This is a genomic window from Myroides sp. 1354 (assembly GCF_030324495.1).
Lineage (GTDB): Bacteria > Bacteroidota > Bacteroidia > Flavobacteriales > Flavobacteriaceae > Flavobacterium.
On the sequence record NZ_JACAGN010000001.1, the window covers coordinates 378,567 to 396,616 of the forward strand.

Here is an 18,050-nt window from a genome sequence, read left to right on the forward strand (position 1 = left end):
AAATATAATACTATGAAAAAAATCACACTATTAGCGGCAGTATTAGGAGCATCGTATTTTGCAAATGCTCAGGTTGGTATAGGAACTCCAACCCCTATTACATCAACACAATTAGATGTTACAGCTACAGATAAAGGTATTTTAATTCCTCGCGTTGCTTTAAAAGCAATAGATGTATTTAATCCTATCGAAGGCGTACAAACAGAGAGTTTGTTAGTATATAATATTAGCAATGCTACTATTCCAACAGGATTCTACTATTGGGTAGATTCCAAATGGAATAGAATCATTGGAAAAGCAGAGTTAGATCAAGTCATTGAAAATTTAGGTGATAATATTACCAATCTTGAAGCAGATGTGAAGAATATACAAGCGGTAATCAACTACATCTTGCCTTCAAATCCATCAAATGATGCGACAACACCAGAAACGCATACAACGGTAGTGTATAAAAACGGAAATTTTTATACAGTAACTTACGATGCCACAACGCAAACGTACACAACGCAACAAATCAATTTTGAGGATTTGGTGAATGGTTTTGAAACGAAAACATTCATGAAAGAGGTATTGAATGCAGAGGGTAAAGTAATTGGAATGATTTACTTTTCAGAGCAAACGATTATTGACTGGTTAGCAGCGGATTCAGCAAATACAATTGCAAATATCCCAAATAATGCACCTGGAGCAATGCCAATTAAAGTGAAGGATATTGTGGTAAATAATATTCAGGAGATCTTAGAATCGCCAACGAATATCACCATTACTACAGTAGAAGGGGATAAAACGTTTACAACAGTAGAAGAATATTTACAATATGTTACGCAATTCTCTAATGGCAATGTAATTTATAGAGAAATTGACGATCCAGCGAATGCAGGTCAGAAGATTTGGGTATTCCAATATTGGGACGAAGCAACCAATACGTATAAAACCATTGACATCCAAGGTTTAGTAGAAGCTGCTGAAACGAATACAACGATTGTTAGCTACAACAACAAACAATACTATTTATCTGAAGCGTATATCAAAGCAGGAGGAGAGACAAATCCAGCAAATTGGACAAGCGTTCCAGCGGGTGCGATTCACGTAGATGTAGTAGGTGGTGTAATCAACAATATCCAAGAGATCTTAGAATCGCCAACGAATATCACCATTACTACAGTAGAAGGGGATAAAACGTTTACAACAGTAGAAGAATATTTACAATATGTTACGCAATTCTCTAATGGCAATGTAATTTATAGAGAAATTGACGATCCAGCGAATGCAGGTCAGAAGATTTGGGTATTCCAATATTGGGATGAAGCAACCAATACGTACAAAACCATTGACATCCAAGGTTTAGTAGAGGCTGCTGAAACCAATACAACGATTGTTAGCTACAACAACAAACAATACTACTTATCTGAAGCGTATATCAAAGCAGGAGGAGAGACAAATCCAGCAAATTGGACAAGCGTTCCAGCGGGTGCGATTCACGTAGATGTAGTAGGTGGTGTAATCAACAATATCCAAGAGATCTTAGAATCACCAACGAATATCACCATCACAACGGCTGAGGGAGATAAAACGTTTACAACGGTTGAAGCGTACTTACAGTACATTTCACAGTATTCAAATGGCAACGTAATCTATAGAGAAATTGACGATCCAGCGAATGCAGGTCAGAAGATTTGGGTATTCCAATATTGGGATGAAGCAACCAATACGTACAAAACCATTGACATCCAAGGTTTAGTAGAGGCTGCTGAAACCAATACAACGATTGTTAGCTACAACAACAAACAATACTACTTATCTGAAGCGTATATCAAAGCAGGAGGAGAGACAAATCCAGCAAATTGGACAAGCGTTCCAGCGGGTGCGATTCACGTAGATGTAGTAGGTGGTGTAATCAACAATATCCAAGAGATCTTAGAATCGCCAACGAATATCACCATTACTACAGTAGAAGGGGATAAAACGTTTACAACAGTAGAAGAATATTTACAATATGTTACGCAATTCTCTAATGGCAATGTAATTTATAGAGAAATTGACGATCCAGCGAATGCAGGTCAGAAGATTTGGGTATTCCAATATTGGGACGAAGCAACCAATACGTATAAAACCATTGACATCCAAGGTTTAGTAGAAGCTGCTGAAACGAATACAACGATTGTTAGCTACAACAACAAACAATACTATTTATCTGAAGCGTATATCAAAGCAGGAGGAGAGACAAATCCAGCAAATTGGACAAGCGTTCCAGCGGGTGCGATTCACGTAGATGTAGTAGGTGGTGTAATCAACAATATCCAAGAGATCTTAGAATCACCAACGAATATCACCATCACAACGACTGAGGGAGATAAAACGTTTACAACAGTTGAAGCGTATTTACAGTACATTTCTCAATTCTCTAATGGCAATGTGATTTATACACAAATTGACGATCCAGCAAATGCGGGTCAAAAGATTTGGGTATTCCAATATTGGGACGAAGCAACCAACTCATATGAAACGATTAACCTAAGAGATTTAGTTGCTGGAGCAGAAACGAAAACGCAAATTAAACGTACTGAGGTTCTAGCGGATGGTACATTACCTGCTTTTGGAGACGTGCGTACAGCACCAGTAGCAGGCAATGTGAAAAAAGGTGAAATCTTTTATGAGTATAATGCGGAGGGAGATCAAAAAGATTACATCAATATGACGGAAGATATCTTAAACTCAATCAACAACAATGAAGAGATTAAGAATGCAATCACGAATGTACTAAACCAAGGAGGTAACGTGTATTTTGGAGATCACGATAATGATATCGATACACCATCTGTATTCTATCAAGTGATTACTCATACAAATGGTACAAAAGAGAACAAAGAAATTGAATTGCCTGCTTCTTTCTTAGTCAACTTGATTAACAAGTACAAAGATATTGTGAAGCAGACTTTAGGTGATCATATCACGAACGAAGGAGATACTGTATTTACAGGAAATGTTTATAACGGATATAAAGTGTATTTAGGTAAAGGTGCAACAACGATTTCATTGTATTCTGCAGTTGCAACTCCTGTGGCACTAAACTTAGTTGGTGATAAACAAATCAGACAAGTATTAGCAATCAAACTTCTTAATACAGCAGGACAGGTAGTTACGTCTAATACTACAGATGTTGTCGTTGTAGGTGGAACAGAAATTAAATTTAATATTGGTGTGGGGAACCAATATACGATGTTACCAGTAGGTAGTTATGAAGTCGTAGTTGAATATACTTCAAATGAAGCGGTTCAACCCTAATTTAAATTAATCAATAGCAAAATGATGGGGATTTTATTGTCGTAAATAAACCCCATCATTTTAAACTTAAACAAAACAATAAGATGAAAAAGATATATTTAGGATTCGTATTTTCAGTATTGAGCACCGTTGCATTTGCTCAAACTAAAGTAGGTGGTACACCATCAATTAACGCTAACGCAATGCTTGAGGTTGAAGCATCAGATAAAGGATTGTTGTTGCCGAGATTAGAGTTGGTGGAAACAACGGATGCTGCACCGCTGAATGCACATGTTGCAGGGATGACGGTTTACAATACAAAAAGACAAAATGACGTTGTGCCGGGGTTTTACTATAATGACGGAACGAAATGGCAACAAATGGTGACTTCAGATAATAAAGCAGTGAAATTTTTCTATATGCCTTCTATTGTTTTTGATACTTCTGTTCCTGGAGATAAGAATAAAGATTTGTACCAAGAATACGTGAATCAATTCACCCTAACAGGTAATACGGCAAGTAGTTTAGGTGCGCCTGCTGTTATTCCACATTTTCCTGAGGCGACAGATTTATATTATTATGTAACCGATTATGACAATACCGTATTTTCGGATATTGTAATTGCAGCAGACGGTAAAATGACTTATAAAGTTATTGGTGCAGGTAGTCCATACTCTGTGATGAATATTGTATTCGTTGTTAAAGAATAGGGGAAGATGAGGATAAACCACAAAATCTTGCTTGGCACTTTGGCTTTGACAGGAGGTTTAGCGTTTGGACAAACCGTTAATTATGGAGGTTTGTACATTATGCCCAATACAGAGATGGCAACGTTATTCTCCATGGAAAACAAGAAAGATGCCATGGTATTCAACAACGGGACGTTGTATGTTTACCAAAATTTGACCAATGACGGAATATTTGACTTTAGAGAGGAAGGAAAGCTGAAAAATTCAGGTAAAACCATTTTTACTGCAAATAAACAACAGACCATTGGTGGAAGTGAATGGATTCGTTTCAATAACCTTGAATTTAATAATTCAACAGTTGAAAGTGCATTTTATCTCAACAATGGAATTTCGGCTAAAGGAGAGGTTGATTTTTTAGATGGAATTGTAACTTTTGAAGAAAAAAATGGTGCTTTTTCCTTTTTAAAAGGTGCTAAGGCGACCAATTCTACCGATCAAAGTCATGTGGATGGAACGGTTGATAAGGTAGGGAATGATGCTTTTACTTTTCCCATAGGAAATCAAGGGTATTATCGCCCTGCTCATATTACGGCACCAGAAAAGGAAACTGTTTATGCAGGAATGTATAAATATAAAGACAATGCCTTTTTTGCTGATAAGTCAAATATATCCGGTGTAATTAAAACGTTGAATACAGACGAATATTGGTATGTAGATAAAGCGAGTAAAAGCGAGAAAGCGACCAAAGATGAAAAGAACATCATCCTTGAATTGAGCTGGGACAATCGTACCACTTCTCCCCTTGTTCTAGAAAACCCAGAAAAGGATTTGCATATTGTCCGTTGGGACGAAGACAAGAAAATATGGGTGGATGAAGGAGGAATTGTTGATATGAGCTCCAATCGAATTACTACACCAACAACCGTAAAAGGGGTGGGGTACTTCACATTAGCCACAGTAAAAACCGATTGGTTATTAGAAGGAGATGTTGTAATCTACAATATTGTTACTGCTGATGGAGATGGGGTAAATGATTATTTCTTTATTGATAACATTCAAAAATTTCCAAACAATAGCGTTCAAATCTACAACAGATGGGGAGCTAAAGTTTTTGAAACGAAAAATTACGATTCAAATGGAAATGTGTTTGATGGTCATTCGAAAGGAAAAATGACTTTAAACGGAAGCGAAAAGCTGCCTTCGGGAACCTATTATTACGTGCTTGTTTATGAAGTAGTGAAAGACGGCGTATCCAGTACGATTAAGAAAGCAGGGTATTTACATTTAGAAACGAATTAATAGTAAGGATGAATTTTTTAAACAAACTCAAAAAAGTTGGAACAGCCTTAGTATTGATAAGTGCTGCTCAACATGGTTTTGCACAACAAGAACCACAGTTTGCACAATATATGTATAATACGCAAGTCTATAACCCTGCTTATGCAGGAACAAGAGAAGTATTAAGTGTATTTGGAAACTATAGAACACAATGGGTAGGATTAGATGGAGCTCCTAAAACTGCAAGTTTCGCTGTGACAACTCCAATCAGCGATTCCAATGTAGGATTGGGATTCTCTTTTGTCAATGAGAAAATCGGAATCATGGATGAAAACAACATCGCCATTGATTTCTCTTATAAAATAAAACTAAACTACCACTATCAATTGGCCTTTGGATTGAAAGCTTCTGCGGATATCTTGAATGTCGATTACGCAAAAGGACATCCTTTTGATCCGTCGGATATCAATATCCAAGAGAATATCTCCAATAAGTTTACACCTAATATTGGTGCAGGGGTATACCTTTATTCAGATCGATCCTATTTAGGACTGTCCGTGCCTAGCTTTTTAGAAACACACCGTTATGACGACAACGAAGTAACAACAATGAAACAACGCATGCAGTTGTATTTTATGGGAGGGTATGTATTTGATATCAATCGCGATGTGAAATTTAAACCAGCTTTCTTAATGAAGGCCGTACAAGGAGCTCCTGTACAGCTTGACTTAACAGCGAATTTCTTGTTCTTTGAGAAACTAACTGCTGGTGTTGCCTATCGTTGGGATGCTGCTGTTAGTGGATTGGTTGGATTCCAAATCAATGAAAGTTTATTCGTAGGGTATTCTTATGATGCGGATACATCCAAGTTAAGACATTACAACAAAGGATCACATGAGTTTTTCTTACGTGCTGATATTTTTAATCGATACACGAGAAAAACATCTCCGCGTTTCTTCTAACCTAAAGATGATAAATTATGCAAAAGAGATTAGTTAAATTACTAGTTTTATCTTCAATCGCGTTGACAACATCAATAGGATGGGCACAAGAAAGGCGAGAAAATAAAGCAGATCAAAAATTTGAGAAGTACGAGTATATCAATGCCATTGAAATTTATGAAAAAGCAGTTGAAAAGGGTTTTAAAAGCGTAAATACGCTGCAAAAACTAGGAGATGCTTACTATTTTAATGGAAAGCTAACAGAAGCGAATAAGTGGTATCAAGAACTGTTTCAATTCGCCAATGAGCATCAGGAATCTGTCGAATCAGAATACTATTATCGCTATGCACAAACACTGCGTGCGACCCAACAGTATGACGAAGCAGACGCTTATATGTCTAAGTTTACCGCTTTAGAACAAAGTGATTCTCGCGCTCAATTATTTGAGGCAAACAAAAATAATTATCGATCGGATATTGAGAAGCGTTCCAATCGCTACGAGGTAGAAGCTTTGGAATTAAACAGTGAGTATTCAGACTATGGCGCGGCTATTTTTAGAGATCAATTGATTTATACTTCTGCGAGAGCATCCAAGGAAGTGTCGGGAAATAAGGTGCACAAATGGACCAATGAGGCTTATACTAGTTTATATGCTTCTAAAATAAAAAATGACGGAACATTTGAAGAACCACATTTGTTTTTTAATGGAGATGGAAAAGACATCAATCAGTCAACGGCGGTATTTACCAAAGACGGAAAAACAATGTATTTTACCCAAAATGCCACGGCTACAAAAGATGAAATTCAACAGAATCGATTTAAAAATGCCTTATTGCAATTGTTTCAATCGACTTTACAAGAAGATGGAACTTGGAGCAAACCAGTTGCATTATCAATTAATGATCCCAAAGCGAATAACGCACACCCTGCGTTAACACCAGATGATAAATGGATGTATTTTGTTTCAGATCGCAGTGGGTCAATCGGACAAAGTGATTTATTCCGCGTAGCCATACAAGAGGATGGAAGCTTTGGAAAAGTAGAGAATGTAGGCAAGCAAATCAATACAGAAGGGCGCGAAACGTTTCCGTTTATTTCCAGTGATTTTATGCTGTACTTTTCAACAGATGGCAGACCAGGATTAGGGGGATTGGATATCTTCATGGCAAAAATAAATGTAGATGGCTCTTTTGGTACGGTGACCAATATTGGAGAACCGATGAATAGCCCTGCAGATGACTTTGGATACTATTTCGATCCCAAAACTAAAAAAGGTTTTGTCAGTTCCAATCGAACAGGAGGAACAGGAGGAGATGATATTTACTTTGTACAAGAGAAGAAAGAGATTAGCTGTAAACAAAGTATTGATGGTTGGGTATTCAATGCTTCTACAAGAGAATCTTTGGTAGGTGCTAAAATTACCTTATACGATGCAACGTATACCATCTTAGATAGTATTCACGCAGATGATCAAGGAAAGTTCAGATTGACCGACTTAGATTGTGGTAAAAAGTACCGTCTAAAAGCAGAAGCCCTTGGATTCCAAACGAGAGAAATCGCTCAAACGATGGGCTATGAGTTAAACGCAGTGGAACAAGTAGAAATCGGATTGGAACCAATTCAAGAAACCATTACAGCCGACGATGATTTATTTAAGAAATTGAAATTACAACCTATTTATTTTGATTTTGATAAAGCAAACATCCGCCCTGATGCAGCCGCTGAATTGGCAAAAGTAGTTGAGGTATTGAAGATGTATCCAACTATCAAGATAGATGTTCGTTCACATACAGATAGCCGTGGAAATGACGCTTATAATATGAAGTTATCAGACCGTAGAGCCAAATCAACAATACAATGGATGATTGAGCAAGGAATCGATCCAGGTCGTTTAACAGGAAGAGGTTATGGTGAAAGCCAATTAATCAATGCATGTAAGAATGGTGTTCCGTGTTCACAAGAACAACATCAAGAAAACAGAAGAAGTGAGTTTATTATTGTAAAAATGTAAACGAAGTACTACGATAAACACATTATTTAATTCCCATAAAGGGCCGTTCAATAAGAGCGGCCCTTTGTGCTTAATAAAGAATAAAAAAACGAAGCGCTCCTATAAGGAGCGCTTCGTATATGGTATAATTAAACATTAGGAGGAGGATCTACTATTGTTATATATGGATTCGAATGGATGACGGGTTGGTAAAAATACTGCTTGTCAGCAAAAAAAGACCGCTCCTTTGTTGAAGGACGTTCCAATTCCTGTGCGATAAAAAACGTTTCACAGCTGATGTTGGTTGCTTTGCAGTTTTTGCTTTTAGGTGCCTTTGTAGCATCGTCGGATGAAGCAGTTCCTAATTGATATACATACATATTGGCAATCGGACAAAATGTGAGCTTGTCCTCGCAGTCTTGTGGGGTGAAAAAATTAATTTTTTCCGCACCTAACAACACAAACAAGAGACACAAAAATTGGGCAATATGTCGATTGTACTTCATCATGTAGCAAACAAATATATTTAGTTTTGGTCAATTCACTTGTCTTTTTAAATAAAGTTTAGGAAGGAAAAATAAAAATAGGATGGTTTTTCATGACTTCAGAGAATTGATTATCTTTAACTTATCATCAAAAAAATAAAATCAAACCAATGAAAAAATACATCTTATTTTTCCTAACGATGTTTGCAATGATTTCGTGTAAGGACAGTAAAAAACAAGCGCAACAAGAGGTTAATGCCTCACAAGCTCAAACAACAGTAGAGCAAACCGCAAACTTAGATTGGTTGTTGGGCAATTGGAAAAGAACCAATGACAAAGAAGGGAGATTAACTTTTGAGTCTTGGAATAAAACAAGTCCTTCTCAATACGATGGAATTGGGTATACACTTGCTCAAGGGGATACGTTGAGTAAAGAATACATGCGATTGGTTCAAACCGATGGGCATTGGAACTTGGTTGTAAAAACATCAGAGGATGCTGATACAGTTGAATTTAAAATGACAGAATTAAAAGAGAACTCTTTTGTTTGTGTAAATGAAAGTCATGATTTTCCAACGCATATCGCGTACAAAATAGAAAGTGACACCCTCAAAGCTATAGTTTCCAATAAAGAAATGGCCATTGATTTTGAATTTGTGAAAGAGTAGAGGAGAAAATTAAAAGAAATTGCATGAGGAAGAAAGAGGTGGTTTTTAGTTTGTCTTTATGGCTTTTGTTTGGGTGTTCTTTATTTGGACAAAAGAAAAAAATAGATCAAGATGATGTTTTATTTCAGCAAGCAGTTTTGTTTCAAAGTTTTGTAGAAGATGAACTCGTGTTGGATTATTATCTATATTCTGATAGCGTTATGGAGTCTACGAAGGAACTTGCAGTTGAGGTAAGAAAAAAAATGTTAGTAAAGGCTATTGATTTGTATGATACACTGTTGGAGGAATATCCTAATTCATCTTTGGCAATCGAAGCTTTATACAATGTAGGTTACGCCCAATTGACTTTACAAGAATATGACAAGGCAAAAGAAACCTTTCAACGCATTATAGCAACCAATCCAAACGATAAAGGAAAAAGAAAGAAAGGAGTCAAGAATGTCTCTTATGGTAATTACAAGAATAGGGCAGTTAAAGAATTAGTGGTTCTTGCGTTGAAAGATAATGCGTTTCAAAAAGCGTTGACTTACTTAGAATTAACAAAAGAATTCCCTTACCAACATTTTTGTGGTAATGCCTATGCAGAAGATGATATATACATTAGCCTATTATATGCTAAATGTTATATAGGGTTAAATCAACCCGATAAAGCCATTGAAGTATTACTTCCAAATCTCCTTGAGAATGGATTTGCTGATAATTCAGAAGTTGTTCATTTTGTTTTTGATATACTAAAATCGAGGTATGAGATTGAGGTATTGAGCGACTATTACAAAAAAAGTTTTGAGAATGTTCAAATCAAAAAAATAAAAGAGAAGAATTACGAGTACGAAGTAGAATATATTACATTTTTAGGTATAGATATTGTGTTACAATCATTAGCTCTTTCTACCGATCAAGAGGAAAGGAGAGCACAAGAAATCAATCAGATGTATTCTAAATCTTTGTTTTATAAATTGTTGAATGGGGATAAAGGATCCGTAAAGAGATAGGAGGATAAAAAATAGGAACACCACTGTAAATAAAAAAGACCTAATCTTTCGATTAAGTCTTTTTACCTTGTAGCGAAGACGGGAGTTGAACCCGTGACCTCAGGGTTATGAATCCTGCGCTCTAACCAACTGAGCTACCTCGCCATATATTGGACTGCATTATTTTGTTAATGCGAGTGCAAATATAGAACAAAATATAAACAATGCAAGGCGTAAAAGCTCGATTTTGTCTAGAGTTTTAAATTTTAACATTTATTTTTTATCCCCTTTTTGCTATCCTATTTGTAATCAATAACTAAGAAGATTTTACTTTTGTTATTGAAAAGGAAGAAAAGTAACTCCTTTACTTAAGGTTTAGGCTGAACCATTTTGCCAACCGTATAATTTAGTCCAAAAGCAGAAACCAAAAAGATAGATCCCATAACAATCCACAATACATCATAACCAAAGTAAGAAACGAGTTTTGTACCCAAAATGGGAGAAATAATAAATCCTACAGCAAAGGTCAATCCGTTTACTCCCATATACGAGCCCTTGCTGCTATCGTCAGCACGCATAGCAGTTACTGTTGAGGTATAAGGAAAGATCAACATTTCCGATACACTTAACAGGGTAATCGATAAGAAAATGGATACAATGCTGTAATCCAAAAGGAAAATTAAAAAGGCAAAAGGAGCAACCAAAGCACCGTAAAAAATGGTTTTTTGTGTAGTGAGATGACGTTCTGCCATGTGGACCAATAACATCTCCGTTAAGAAAATCAACAGTCCACTATAGCCTAAGACAATTCCAATTTCCAATTCATTTAATCCACCTACTTTCTCATAGAAAATAGGTAAAGTGCTGAAAAGCTGTAAAAAAGCGATGGAATACAACGTACAGAAAAAGCTGTAAAACAAGAATAAACCATCTTTATAAGGCGATTGGCGTTTTGTGCCAGAGGTACCCACAGTAATATCCGCGTCTTCCTCTACTGATGTTGTTGGTTTTGGATTTTCTTTTCGTCCTTTAAAAAAGTAAATAAATACAATTGCCGCAAAGAAAGCCGCCCCTGCATTGATGTAGAATAATAAAGCATAAGAAATAGCCGCTAGCATTCCACCCATAGCCGGACCAATAGAGAAACCTAAGTTAACCGCCATGCGGTTTAGAGAAAACGCACGTGTAATATTTTCAGGTTTAGCATATTTGGTAATCGCAACGGAGTTTGCAGGACGAAACATCTCGCTAATTGTACTTTGAACGAGAATCATAATAGCTAAACTAATGACGGAAGTGAAATGAGGCAATAAAATAAACATGGGAATACTTCCCAGTAAACTTAAATACTGTAATTTGTAATTTCCGATTTTATCCGTAATCCAACCCCCTATGGTAGAACCAATCATCGATCCAATTCCATAACAGGCTAATACATATCCCGTTTGTTCATCCTCAAAGTGGAGTTCCTTGCTCATATAAACACCTAAGAAAGGAAATACCATCGATCCGGCTCTATTGATTAACATTACGATGGCTAGCATCCAAGAAGCTGAGGATAAACCTCGATAAGAGTCCAGATAAATTTGGTATATTTTTTTCATAAAGTGTTTAATCTATATAATCAGGGTTTGGGTTTTTCTTTTTTGAGCTTTTCTGCTTCGCGCATGGCGTTGTAGTACGCAGCTCTACTTAAAGGTTCATATTCTTCTGTTTCACCAAGCATCACAATATCCTCACTCGCTGCCTTTCTATAACTATAGTGAGCTAAATTACCAGTGCGTGTACAAACAGCGTGTACTTTGGTTACATATTCAGCAGTGGCCATTAAGGCAGGCATTGGTCCAAAAGGATTTCCTTTAAAATCCATATCTAAACCTGCAACAATAACGCGAATGCCCGAATTGGCTAATTCATTGCAAACATTGACAATCTCCGCGTCAAAAAATTGCGCCTCATCAATGCCGACTACATCACAACCGCTAGCTAAAAGTCGAATGCTATCTGCCGTGGGTACAGGGGTCGAACGAATCTCATTCGAATCATGAGATACGACATATTCATCGTGATATCGCGTATCTACCGCAGGTTTAAAAATCTCAACTTTTTGCTTGGCAAATTGGGCTCTCTTTAATCGGCGAATCAGTTCTTCTGTTTTTCCAGAAAACATTGATCCACAGATTACTTCGATCCAACCAAACTGTTCTTTATGATTAACAGGAATTTCTAGAAACATTTTGTAATTTTCAGGTCGAAACCAGTAGTTTTTTTGTTACTTTGTGAAGGACAAATTTATCAAAAAAAGCTTGTATAATTTACTAATGAAATTAAAAGTTATGAAGAAAGTCTTAGAGGGAGAGTTGTTGAGCATCGTTCATCGCGTGTTACAGATGAAGGATACGGATGTGGATAAGTTATATGTTGAAGCCAAAGAACTGTATGAGAAGCTTCAAATTTTAAAATTTTATCAAGATAACCTAGCATTAGGACTTGTAAACGACATAACTGAAGATCAGTTAGTAACAAAATTAAGCGCTGTAGCTCAAGCAGAAACAGTTGAACCCGAAACGGTATTTGTTCCTGTTCCAGAAGAAGATACACGCTCTCAAATCCCCGTTGATTTAGTCGGTGATGATTATCCAATTGTCGTAGAAGCAGAAAAAGAAACGGTTATTGATTTTGATTCAACTGCTTTGGTTGAAGAGGAAACAGAAGAGATGAGGCATGAAGAAAGCGTAACCGAGTCAGAAAAAGAAACAGAAGAAGAGGAAACAGCAATTGAATTCGAACAAGAAGAGGAGGAAGAGTTAATTGCCCTTGTAGAAGAAGAAGAAGTGGAAGAGGTAGAAGAAGAAGAAGTGGATGAGCAAAAGGAGGAAGAGTTAGAAGAGGAAGAGTTAGAAGAGGAAGAGTTAGAAGAGGAAGAGTTAGAAGAGGAAGAGTTAGAAGAGGAAGAGGAAGAATGGACGGAAGAAGATAGGACTGAAACCTTAGAAGAAGAGGAGTTGGCAGATCAAGTTGTTGCTGAAACAATAGAAGCCGAAGCAACTGGTGAAGTAGCTGCCGAAATGCAGGAGGAAAAGATAGAAGAGGAGGAAGTAGCCTCATTAACTGGAGATCAAAGAGAGGTCAATCCGTTTGAGGGATTTGATTTTGGAGAGATTGAGTTTATACGAGTAGAAGATTTGTCAAAGGAAGATACGATTCTCGTAGATGATAGTATGTTTGAACGAGTAGTGGAACAAAAAGAATCAGAAGAAGAAAACCAATCGACAGCAAGTTTTTTTGCTCAACAAAAAGAAGAGCAAGCAACTCAAGAAGAAGAAAAGGAGGAGGACAAAGAAGAAAAAAATGAAAATCAGCAAAATATGTTGTTCAATTTGGATCAAGTATCAGTAAGAGAGCCTCGAATTGTAAAGAAAACAATTAATGATATCTATCGCGGTACGATTATGGTGGGATTAAATGATCGCATTGCATTTGAAAAACATTTGTTTGCCAATAGTTCAGAAGATTTCAACCGCGTTTTATCTCAGTTGAATACAGTAAGTACTTACGATGAAGCGAGAAGCTTTGTAGAGCACTTGGTTAAGCCAGAATACAATAATTGGGAAGGAAAAGAAGAATATGCTGAGCGCTTTATGGCGTTAATTGAAAAGCGTTTCGAATAAGATTATGGGAAAATTATACGTTGTACCAACACCGATTGGCAACTTAGAAGATATGACTTTCCGTGCCATTAAGGTATTGAAAGAGGTGGATTATATTTTAGCAGAAGATACGAGAAACAGTGGGAAACTGTTAAAGCATTTTGAGGTGAATACACCGATGATGAGTCACCACATGCACAATGAACACAAAACAGTAGAAGGTTTAGTGAAGCGCATGCAAACAGGAGAAACCTTTGCGTTGATTTCAGATGCAGGAACACCTGCCATATCTGATCCAGGATTTTTATTGACAAGAGCCTGTATCGAAAATCAAATTGAAGTAGAGTGTTTACCTGGAGCAACCGCTTTTGTACCTGCTTTGGTCAACAGTGGATTGCCGAATGATAAGTTCGTATTTGAGGGTTTTTTACCCGATAAAAAAGGACGACAAACGCGATATCTACAATTAGCAGAAGAAGCGAGAACCATGATTATCTATGTTTCACCGCATAAATTGATCAAGACCATAGGGGAATTTCAAACCTATTTTGGCGAAGATCGCATCATTTCAGTTTCTCGAGAGTTGTCGAAATTACACGAAGAAACAGTGAGAGGAACGGTGGTAGAAGTATTAAAACACTTCGAAGAAAAACCTCCTAAAGGAGAAATTGTAGTTATTGTTGCTGGTAAAAAACAATAAGACCGTGAATTAGTAATACATTTTGGATAAAAGATAAAGGATATGTCACATAAAGTTACAACTACTTGGTTAGAGAATATGCAATTTGAATCAACGAATCCAAGTGGAGAAACCATGCGCATTGATGCCGGACCAGAAAATGGAGGAGATAATAAAGGGTTTAGACCCAAAGCATTGATGTTATCTGCCTTGGCAGGATGCTCAGGATTGGACGTTGCTTCTTTAATCAAAAAAATGAGATTAGATGTTGCCGATTTTAAAATCGAAACAGAAGGATTATTAACAGAGGAGGATCCAGCGGTTTACCATACCGTGATTGTAGATTATCACTTTTATGGAAATAACCTAGATGAAGCTAAATTAAAGAAAGCGGTGGACTTATCTGTAGAAAAATATTGTGGTGTAATGCATATGTTTACGCAGTTTGCGAAGGTTGAAACGAATATTCATTACCATAAACAACAATAATGCGGTGGACTTTAAAAGAAGTAAAAGATAAAAAAAGTGTTAATCATCTCGTTCAGGTTCTAGGAATTGATCCCATTTTAGCTCAACTGCTCGTTGATCGTGGGATTACAACCTATGAACAAGCCAAGAGTTTTTTTCGCCCTTCTTTAGATGAACTGCATGATCCGTATTTGATGAAAGATATGGATAAGGCGGTCAGAAGAATAGAAGAGGCCATTGAAAAAAAAGAAAATATTCTAGTTTTTGGCGATTATGATGTAGATGGAACCACGGCAGTCGCTCTGGTATATTCCTACCTTCAATCGTATTATCCACAGGTAGATCGATATATTCCAGATCGTTATAAAGAAGGTTATGGAGTCTCTTATCAGGGAATCGATTATGCAGCAGACAATGATATCAAATTAATAATCGCACTGGATTGTGGAATTAAATCCATAGATCATGTAGAATACGCCAAGAAAAAAGGCGTGGATTTTGTGATTGGCGATCATCATTTACCAGGGGATCAAATTCCAGATGCAGTAGCAGTATTAGATCCTAAACGCAAGGATTGTAACTATCCTTATGATGAACTCTGTGGATGTGGTGTGGGATTTAAGTTAGTACAAGCCTTAGCTGCAAATCGCAATCAGACGATTGAGGATTTAATGCCTTACCTTGATTTGGTTGTTACGGCTATTGGCGCAGATATTGTACCGATAACGGGTGAAAATAGAATTTTAGCTTATTTTGGTTTGGAAGTTTTAAATAGCAATCCAAGACCAGGAATAAAAGCATTGCTGAATGTGTATAAACAAAGTAGCTATACCGTCAGCGATATTGTATTTAAAGTTGCTCCAAAAATTAATGCAGCAGGAAGAATACAACACGGCAATTATGCAGTTGATTTATTGACGCGTTTCTCTATGAAAGAAGCGGAAGAAACGGCTCAAATGATTATTGCTTTTAATGAAGAAAGAAAAGTATTAGATCAAAATATAACAGAAGAGGCCAAGGACCAAATCGTAGAAAACCGAGAGATTAACAACAAAGCAACGGTTGTTTATCATCAATCTTGGCACAAGGGTGTTATCGGTATTGTCGCGTCTCGTTTAATCGAAACGTATTACCGCCCAACAGTTGTGTTTACCGCAAGTGGAGACGTATTAGCGGCTTCTGCTCGTTCGGTTAAGAATTTCGACTTATATGCTGCTTTAGAAGCTTGTTCGGATGAGTTGATTCAATTTGGCGGACATATGTATGCCGCAGGAATGACGTGTAGAAAAGAAAATTACCTCAACTTTAAAGCGAAATTTGAAGAGGTCGTATCCAATACAATTCAAGAACGCGATTTAATACCCGAAGTAGAAATTGACGCCCTATTGAACTTTGATGCCATAACGCCCAAGTTCTGTCGAGTTTTAAAGCAGTTTGAACCTTTTGGACCCGATAATATGAGCCCTGTGTTCTTAACGAAAAATGTCTATGATACGGGCTATGCAAGAGGATTAGGAGCCAATCAAGAACACTTGAAAATGTATGTCAGACAACGCGGACATCTAGATAAAGGGTTTAGTGCTATAGGCTTCTCCTTTGGAAAGTATTTAGACGATATTCAAAACCGTGCTTTTTTCGATTTAGTTTATTCGATTGAAGAAAATGAATGGAAAGGAGAGATAAGCAATCAATTGCAAATTAAGGATATGCAATTAGTGTAAAACAAAATATAGTAACGATAATTTTATTATTTAAAATGAAAGTAGCAGTAGTAGGCGCTACCGGAATGGTAGGAGAGATTATGCTAAAAGTGTTAGCAGAACGCAATTTTCCAGTAACAGAATTGATACCTGTGGCTTCAGAGAAGTCAGTAGGAAGTGAGATAGAGTTCAAAGGAAAGAAATTTGTAGTACAATCAATGGCCGAAGCTGTAAAGATGAAACCGGAAATTGCATTGTTCTCTGCAGGAGGATCTATTTCATTGGAATGGGCCCCAAAATTTGCAGCTGTGGGTACAACGGTTATTGACAATTCATCCGCTTGGAGAATGGACCCAACAAAAAAATTAGTGGTACCTGAAATCAACGCATCTAGCTTGACAAAAGAGGATAAAATTATTGCAAATCCGAATTGTTCCACCATTCAGTTGGTGATGGCCTTGGCTCCATTAAATAAAAAATACAACGTAAAACGCGTAGTCGTTTCTACGTATCAGTCCATTACAGGGACAGGGGTAAAAGCAGTAAAACAATTGGAAAATGAATATGCGGGAGAAACGGGAGAAATGGCTTATCCTTATCCAATTCACCGCAATGCATTACCACATTGTGATGTTTTTGAAAACAATGGTTACACCAAAGAAGAGATGAAATTAGTCAATGAGACTAAAAAAATCTTAGAAGATGACACTGTTTTAGTAACGGCAACAGCTGTGCGTATTCCCGTTGTTGGCGGGCACAGTGAAGCGGTAAATATAGCTTTTGAACAGGATTTCGCTATTGAAGATGTACGTCGTATTTTACACGAAACACCAGGAATTGTCGTTCAGGATAATACAGATACAAATACTTATCCAATGCCTTTATATGCACAAGGAAAAGATGAGGTTTTTGTTGGGCGTATTCGTCGCGATGAAACGCAGCCAAATACACTTAATATGTGGATTGTGTCGGATAATCTGAGAAAAGGAGCTGCAACAAATACCATCCAAATAGCAGAGTATTTAGTAGCAAACGGATTAGTATAAAAGAAATAAAGCAACTTCAGTTGTAAGCCAATTAGCTCGCTAATTGGCTTTTTTGTGCTTTGGAGTTAAATAACCTCTTGTTCATCATGATACTTTTGGGATAAAAATGACCAAATACAACCTCTGAATGGTAAAGGAGTGCCGTTTTTTACTACATTAGCAACTACAAGAAGGAAATTTGAAACCTAGTTACTCTGGCTATTTAACGTCTAATTTTTTG

15 protein-coding genes and 1 tRNA gene are annotated in these 18,050 nt (G+C 36.9%); 12 read left to right on the forward strand and 4 right to left on the reverse strand.

Going from position 1 to position 18,050, the window contains the following annotated elements; translation table 11 throughout:
• Window positions 1-12: 12 nt before the first annotated feature.
• The 5 genes from HX004_RS01640 (at window position 13) to HX004_RS01660 (ending at window position 8,184) form a co-directional block, all read left to right on the forward strand.
• On the forward strand, window positions 13-3,285 hold the full coding sequence (locus HX004_RS01640) for a phage tail-like protein (protein WP_286440579.1): 3,273 nt from the start codon (window positions 13-15) through the stop codon (window positions 3,283-3,285).
• An 83-nt stretch (window positions 3,286-3,368) separates the two neighbouring features.
• Window positions 3,369-3,974 carry a phage tail-like protein gene (locus tag HX004_RS01645; protein ID WP_286440581.1) on the forward strand — a complete coding sequence of 202 codons (606 nt, stop codon included), beginning with the start codon at window positions 3,369-3,371 and terminating at the stop codon, window positions 3,972-3,974.
• A gap of 6 nt (window positions 3,975-3,980) precedes the next feature.
• A complete protein-coding gene (locus tag HX004_RS01650; RefSeq protein ID WP_286440582.1) occupies window positions 3,981-5,252 on the forward strand; it encodes a T9SS type B sorting domain-containing protein in 1,272 nt (423 codons plus the stop codon).
• Window positions 5,253-5,260: 8 nt separating this feature from the next.
• On the forward strand, window positions 5,261-6,193 hold the full coding sequence (locus tag HX004_RS01655; protein WP_286440583.1) for a PorP/SprF family type IX secretion system membrane protein: 933 nt from the start codon (window positions 5,261-5,263) through the stop codon (window positions 6,191-6,193).
• A 17-nt stretch (window positions 6,194-6,210) separates the two neighbouring features.
• On the forward strand, window positions 6,211-8,184 hold the full coding sequence (locus HX004_RS01660; RefSeq protein ID WP_286440584.1) for an OmpA family protein: 1,974 nt from the start codon (window positions 6,211-6,213) through the stop codon (window positions 8,182-8,184).
• Window positions 8,185-8,312: 128 nt separating this feature from the next.
• Here HX004_RS01660 and HX004_RS01665 read toward each other — a convergent pair whose 3' ends face one another.
• A complete protein-coding gene (locus tag HX004_RS01665) occupies window positions 8,313-8,672 on the reverse strand; it encodes a hypothetical protein (protein ID WP_286440585.1) in 360 nt (119 codons plus the stop codon).
• Window positions 8,673-8,818: 146 nt separating this feature from the next.
• Here HX004_RS01665 and HX004_RS01670 point away from each other — a divergent pair, with 146 nt between their 5' ends.
• Together HX004_RS01670 and HX004_RS01675 are read left to right on the forward strand one after the other, a co-directional pair.
• On the forward strand, window positions 8,819-9,316 hold the full coding sequence (locus HX004_RS01670) for a DUF6265 family protein (protein WP_286440586.1): 498 nt from the start codon (window positions 8,819-8,821) through the stop codon (window positions 9,314-9,316).
• 23 nt (window positions 9,317-9,339) lie between these two features.
• Window positions 9,340-10,308 (forward strand): tetratricopeptide repeat protein, encoded by a 969-nt coding sequence (locus HX004_RS01675; RefSeq protein ID WP_286440587.1) that lies wholly within the window; start codon window positions 9,340-9,342, stop codon window positions 10,306-10,308.
• Between the two features lie 70 nt (window positions 10,309-10,378).
• On the opposite strand, the gene HX004_RS01680 is transcribed toward HX004_RS01675, so the two are convergent.
• From HX004_RS01680 to HX004_RS01690, 3 genes are all read right to left on the reverse strand, one after another.
• Window positions 10,379-10,452, reverse strand: a tRNA-Met gene (locus HX004_RS01680).
• Between the two features lie 203 nt (window positions 10,453-10,655).
• Window positions 10,656-11,891, reverse strand: coding sequence for an MFS transporter (locus HX004_RS01685; RefSeq protein WP_286440588.1), 1,236 nt, complete (start codon window positions 11,889-11,891; stop codon window positions 10,656-10,658).
• A gap of 20 nt (window positions 11,892-11,911) precedes the next feature.
• Window positions 11,912-12,523, reverse strand: coding sequence for a thymidine kinase (locus tag HX004_RS01690; RefSeq protein ID WP_286440589.1), 612 nt, complete (start codon window positions 12,521-12,523; stop codon window positions 11,912-11,914).
• A 100-nt stretch (window positions 12,524-12,623) separates the two neighbouring features.
• On the opposite strand from HX004_RS01690, the gene HX004_RS01695 reads away from it, so the two are divergent.
• The 5 genes from HX004_RS01695 to HX004_RS01715 are packed head-to-tail and all read left to right on the forward strand — an operon-like array spanning window position 12,624 to window position 17,830.
• Complete coding sequence (locus tag HX004_RS01695) at window positions 12,624-13,958, forward strand: DUF8457 domain-containing protein (RefSeq protein ID WP_286440590.1); 1,335 nt, start codon at window positions 12,624-12,626, stop codon at window positions 13,956-13,958.
• 4 nt (window positions 13,959-13,962) lie between these two features.
• On the forward strand, window positions 13,963-14,637 hold the full coding sequence (gene rsmI / locus HX004_RS01700) for a 16S rRNA (cytidine(1402)-2'-O)-methyltransferase (protein WP_286440591.1): 675 nt from the start codon (window positions 13,963-13,965) through the stop codon (window positions 14,635-14,637).
• Window positions 14,638-14,679: 42 nt separating this feature from the next.
• Window positions 14,680-15,105 carry an OsmC family protein gene (locus HX004_RS01705; protein WP_286440593.1) on the forward strand — a complete coding sequence of 142 codons (426 nt, stop codon included), beginning with the start codon at window positions 14,680-14,682 and terminating at the stop codon, window positions 15,103-15,105.
• Entirely contained in the window at window positions 15,105-16,805 is a 1,701-nt protein-coding gene (recJ, locus tag HX004_RS01710) for a single-stranded-DNA-specific exonuclease RecJ (RefSeq protein WP_286440594.1), read from the forward strand. The genes HX004_RS01705 and recJ overlap by 1 nt, the downstream gene beginning before the upstream one ends.
• 35 nt (window positions 16,806-16,840) lie before the next feature.
• Complete coding sequence (locus tag HX004_RS01715) at window positions 16,841-17,830, forward strand: aspartate-semialdehyde dehydrogenase (protein ID WP_286440595.1); 990 nt, start codon at window positions 16,841-16,843, stop codon at window positions 17,828-17,830.
• Window positions 17,831-18,050 lie beyond the last annotated feature (220 nt).

Coding starts and splice junctions, on each gene's coding strand:
- HX004_RS01655 (WP_286440583.1), top strand. CDS start 5,261: ATGAATTTTTTAAACAAACTCAAAAAAGTTGGAACAGCCTTAGTATTG.
- HX004_RS01690 (WP_286440589.1), bottom strand. CDS start 12,523: ATGTTTCTAGAAATTCCTGTTAATCATAAAGAACAGTTTGGTTGGATC.
- recJ (WP_286440594.1), top strand. CDS start 15,105: ATGCGGTGGACTTTAAAAGAAGTAAAAGATAAAAAAAGTGTTAATCAT.
- HX004_RS01705 (WP_286440593.1), top strand. CDS start 14,680: ATGTCACATAAAGTTACAACTACTTGGTTAGAGAATATGCAATTTGAA.
- HX004_RS01695 (WP_286440590.1), top strand. CDS start 12,624: ATGAAGAAAGTCTTAGAGGGAGAGTTGTTGAGCATCGTTCATCGCGTG.
- HX004_RS01660 (WP_286440584.1), top strand. CDS start 6,211: ATGCAAAAGAGATTAGTTAAATTACTAGTTTTATCTTCAATCGCGTTG.
- rsmI (WP_286440591.1), top strand. CDS start 13,963: ATGGGAAAATTATACGTTGTACCAACACCGATTGGCAACTTAGAAGAT.
- HX004_RS01665 (WP_286440585.1), bottom strand. CDS start 8,672: ATGATGAAGTACAATCGACATATTGCCCAATTTTTGTGTCTCTTGTTT.
- HX004_RS01670 (WP_286440586.1), top strand. CDS start 8,819: ATGAAAAAATACATCTTATTTTTCCTAACGATGTTTGCAATGATTTCG.
- HX004_RS01645 (WP_286440581.1), top strand. CDS start 3,369: ATGAAAAAGATATATTTAGGATTCGTATTTTCAGTATTGAGCACCGTT.
- HX004_RS01685 (WP_286440588.1), bottom strand. CDS start 11,891: ATGAAAAAAATATACCAAATTTATCTGGACTCTTATCGAGGTTTATCC.
- HX004_RS01640 (WP_286440579.1), top strand. CDS start 13: ATGAAAAAAATCACACTATTAGCGGCAGTATTAGGAGCATCGTATTTT.
- HX004_RS01675 (WP_286440587.1), top strand. CDS start 9,340: ATGAGGAAGAAAGAGGTGGTTTTTAGTTTGTCTTTATGGCTTTTGTTT.
- HX004_RS01650 (WP_286440582.1), top strand. CDS start 3,981: ATGAGGATAAACCACAAAATCTTGCTTGGCACTTTGGCTTTGACAGGA.
- HX004_RS01715 (WP_286440595.1), top strand. CDS start 16,841: ATGAAAGTAGCAGTAGTAGGCGCTACCGGAATGGTAGGAGAGATTATG.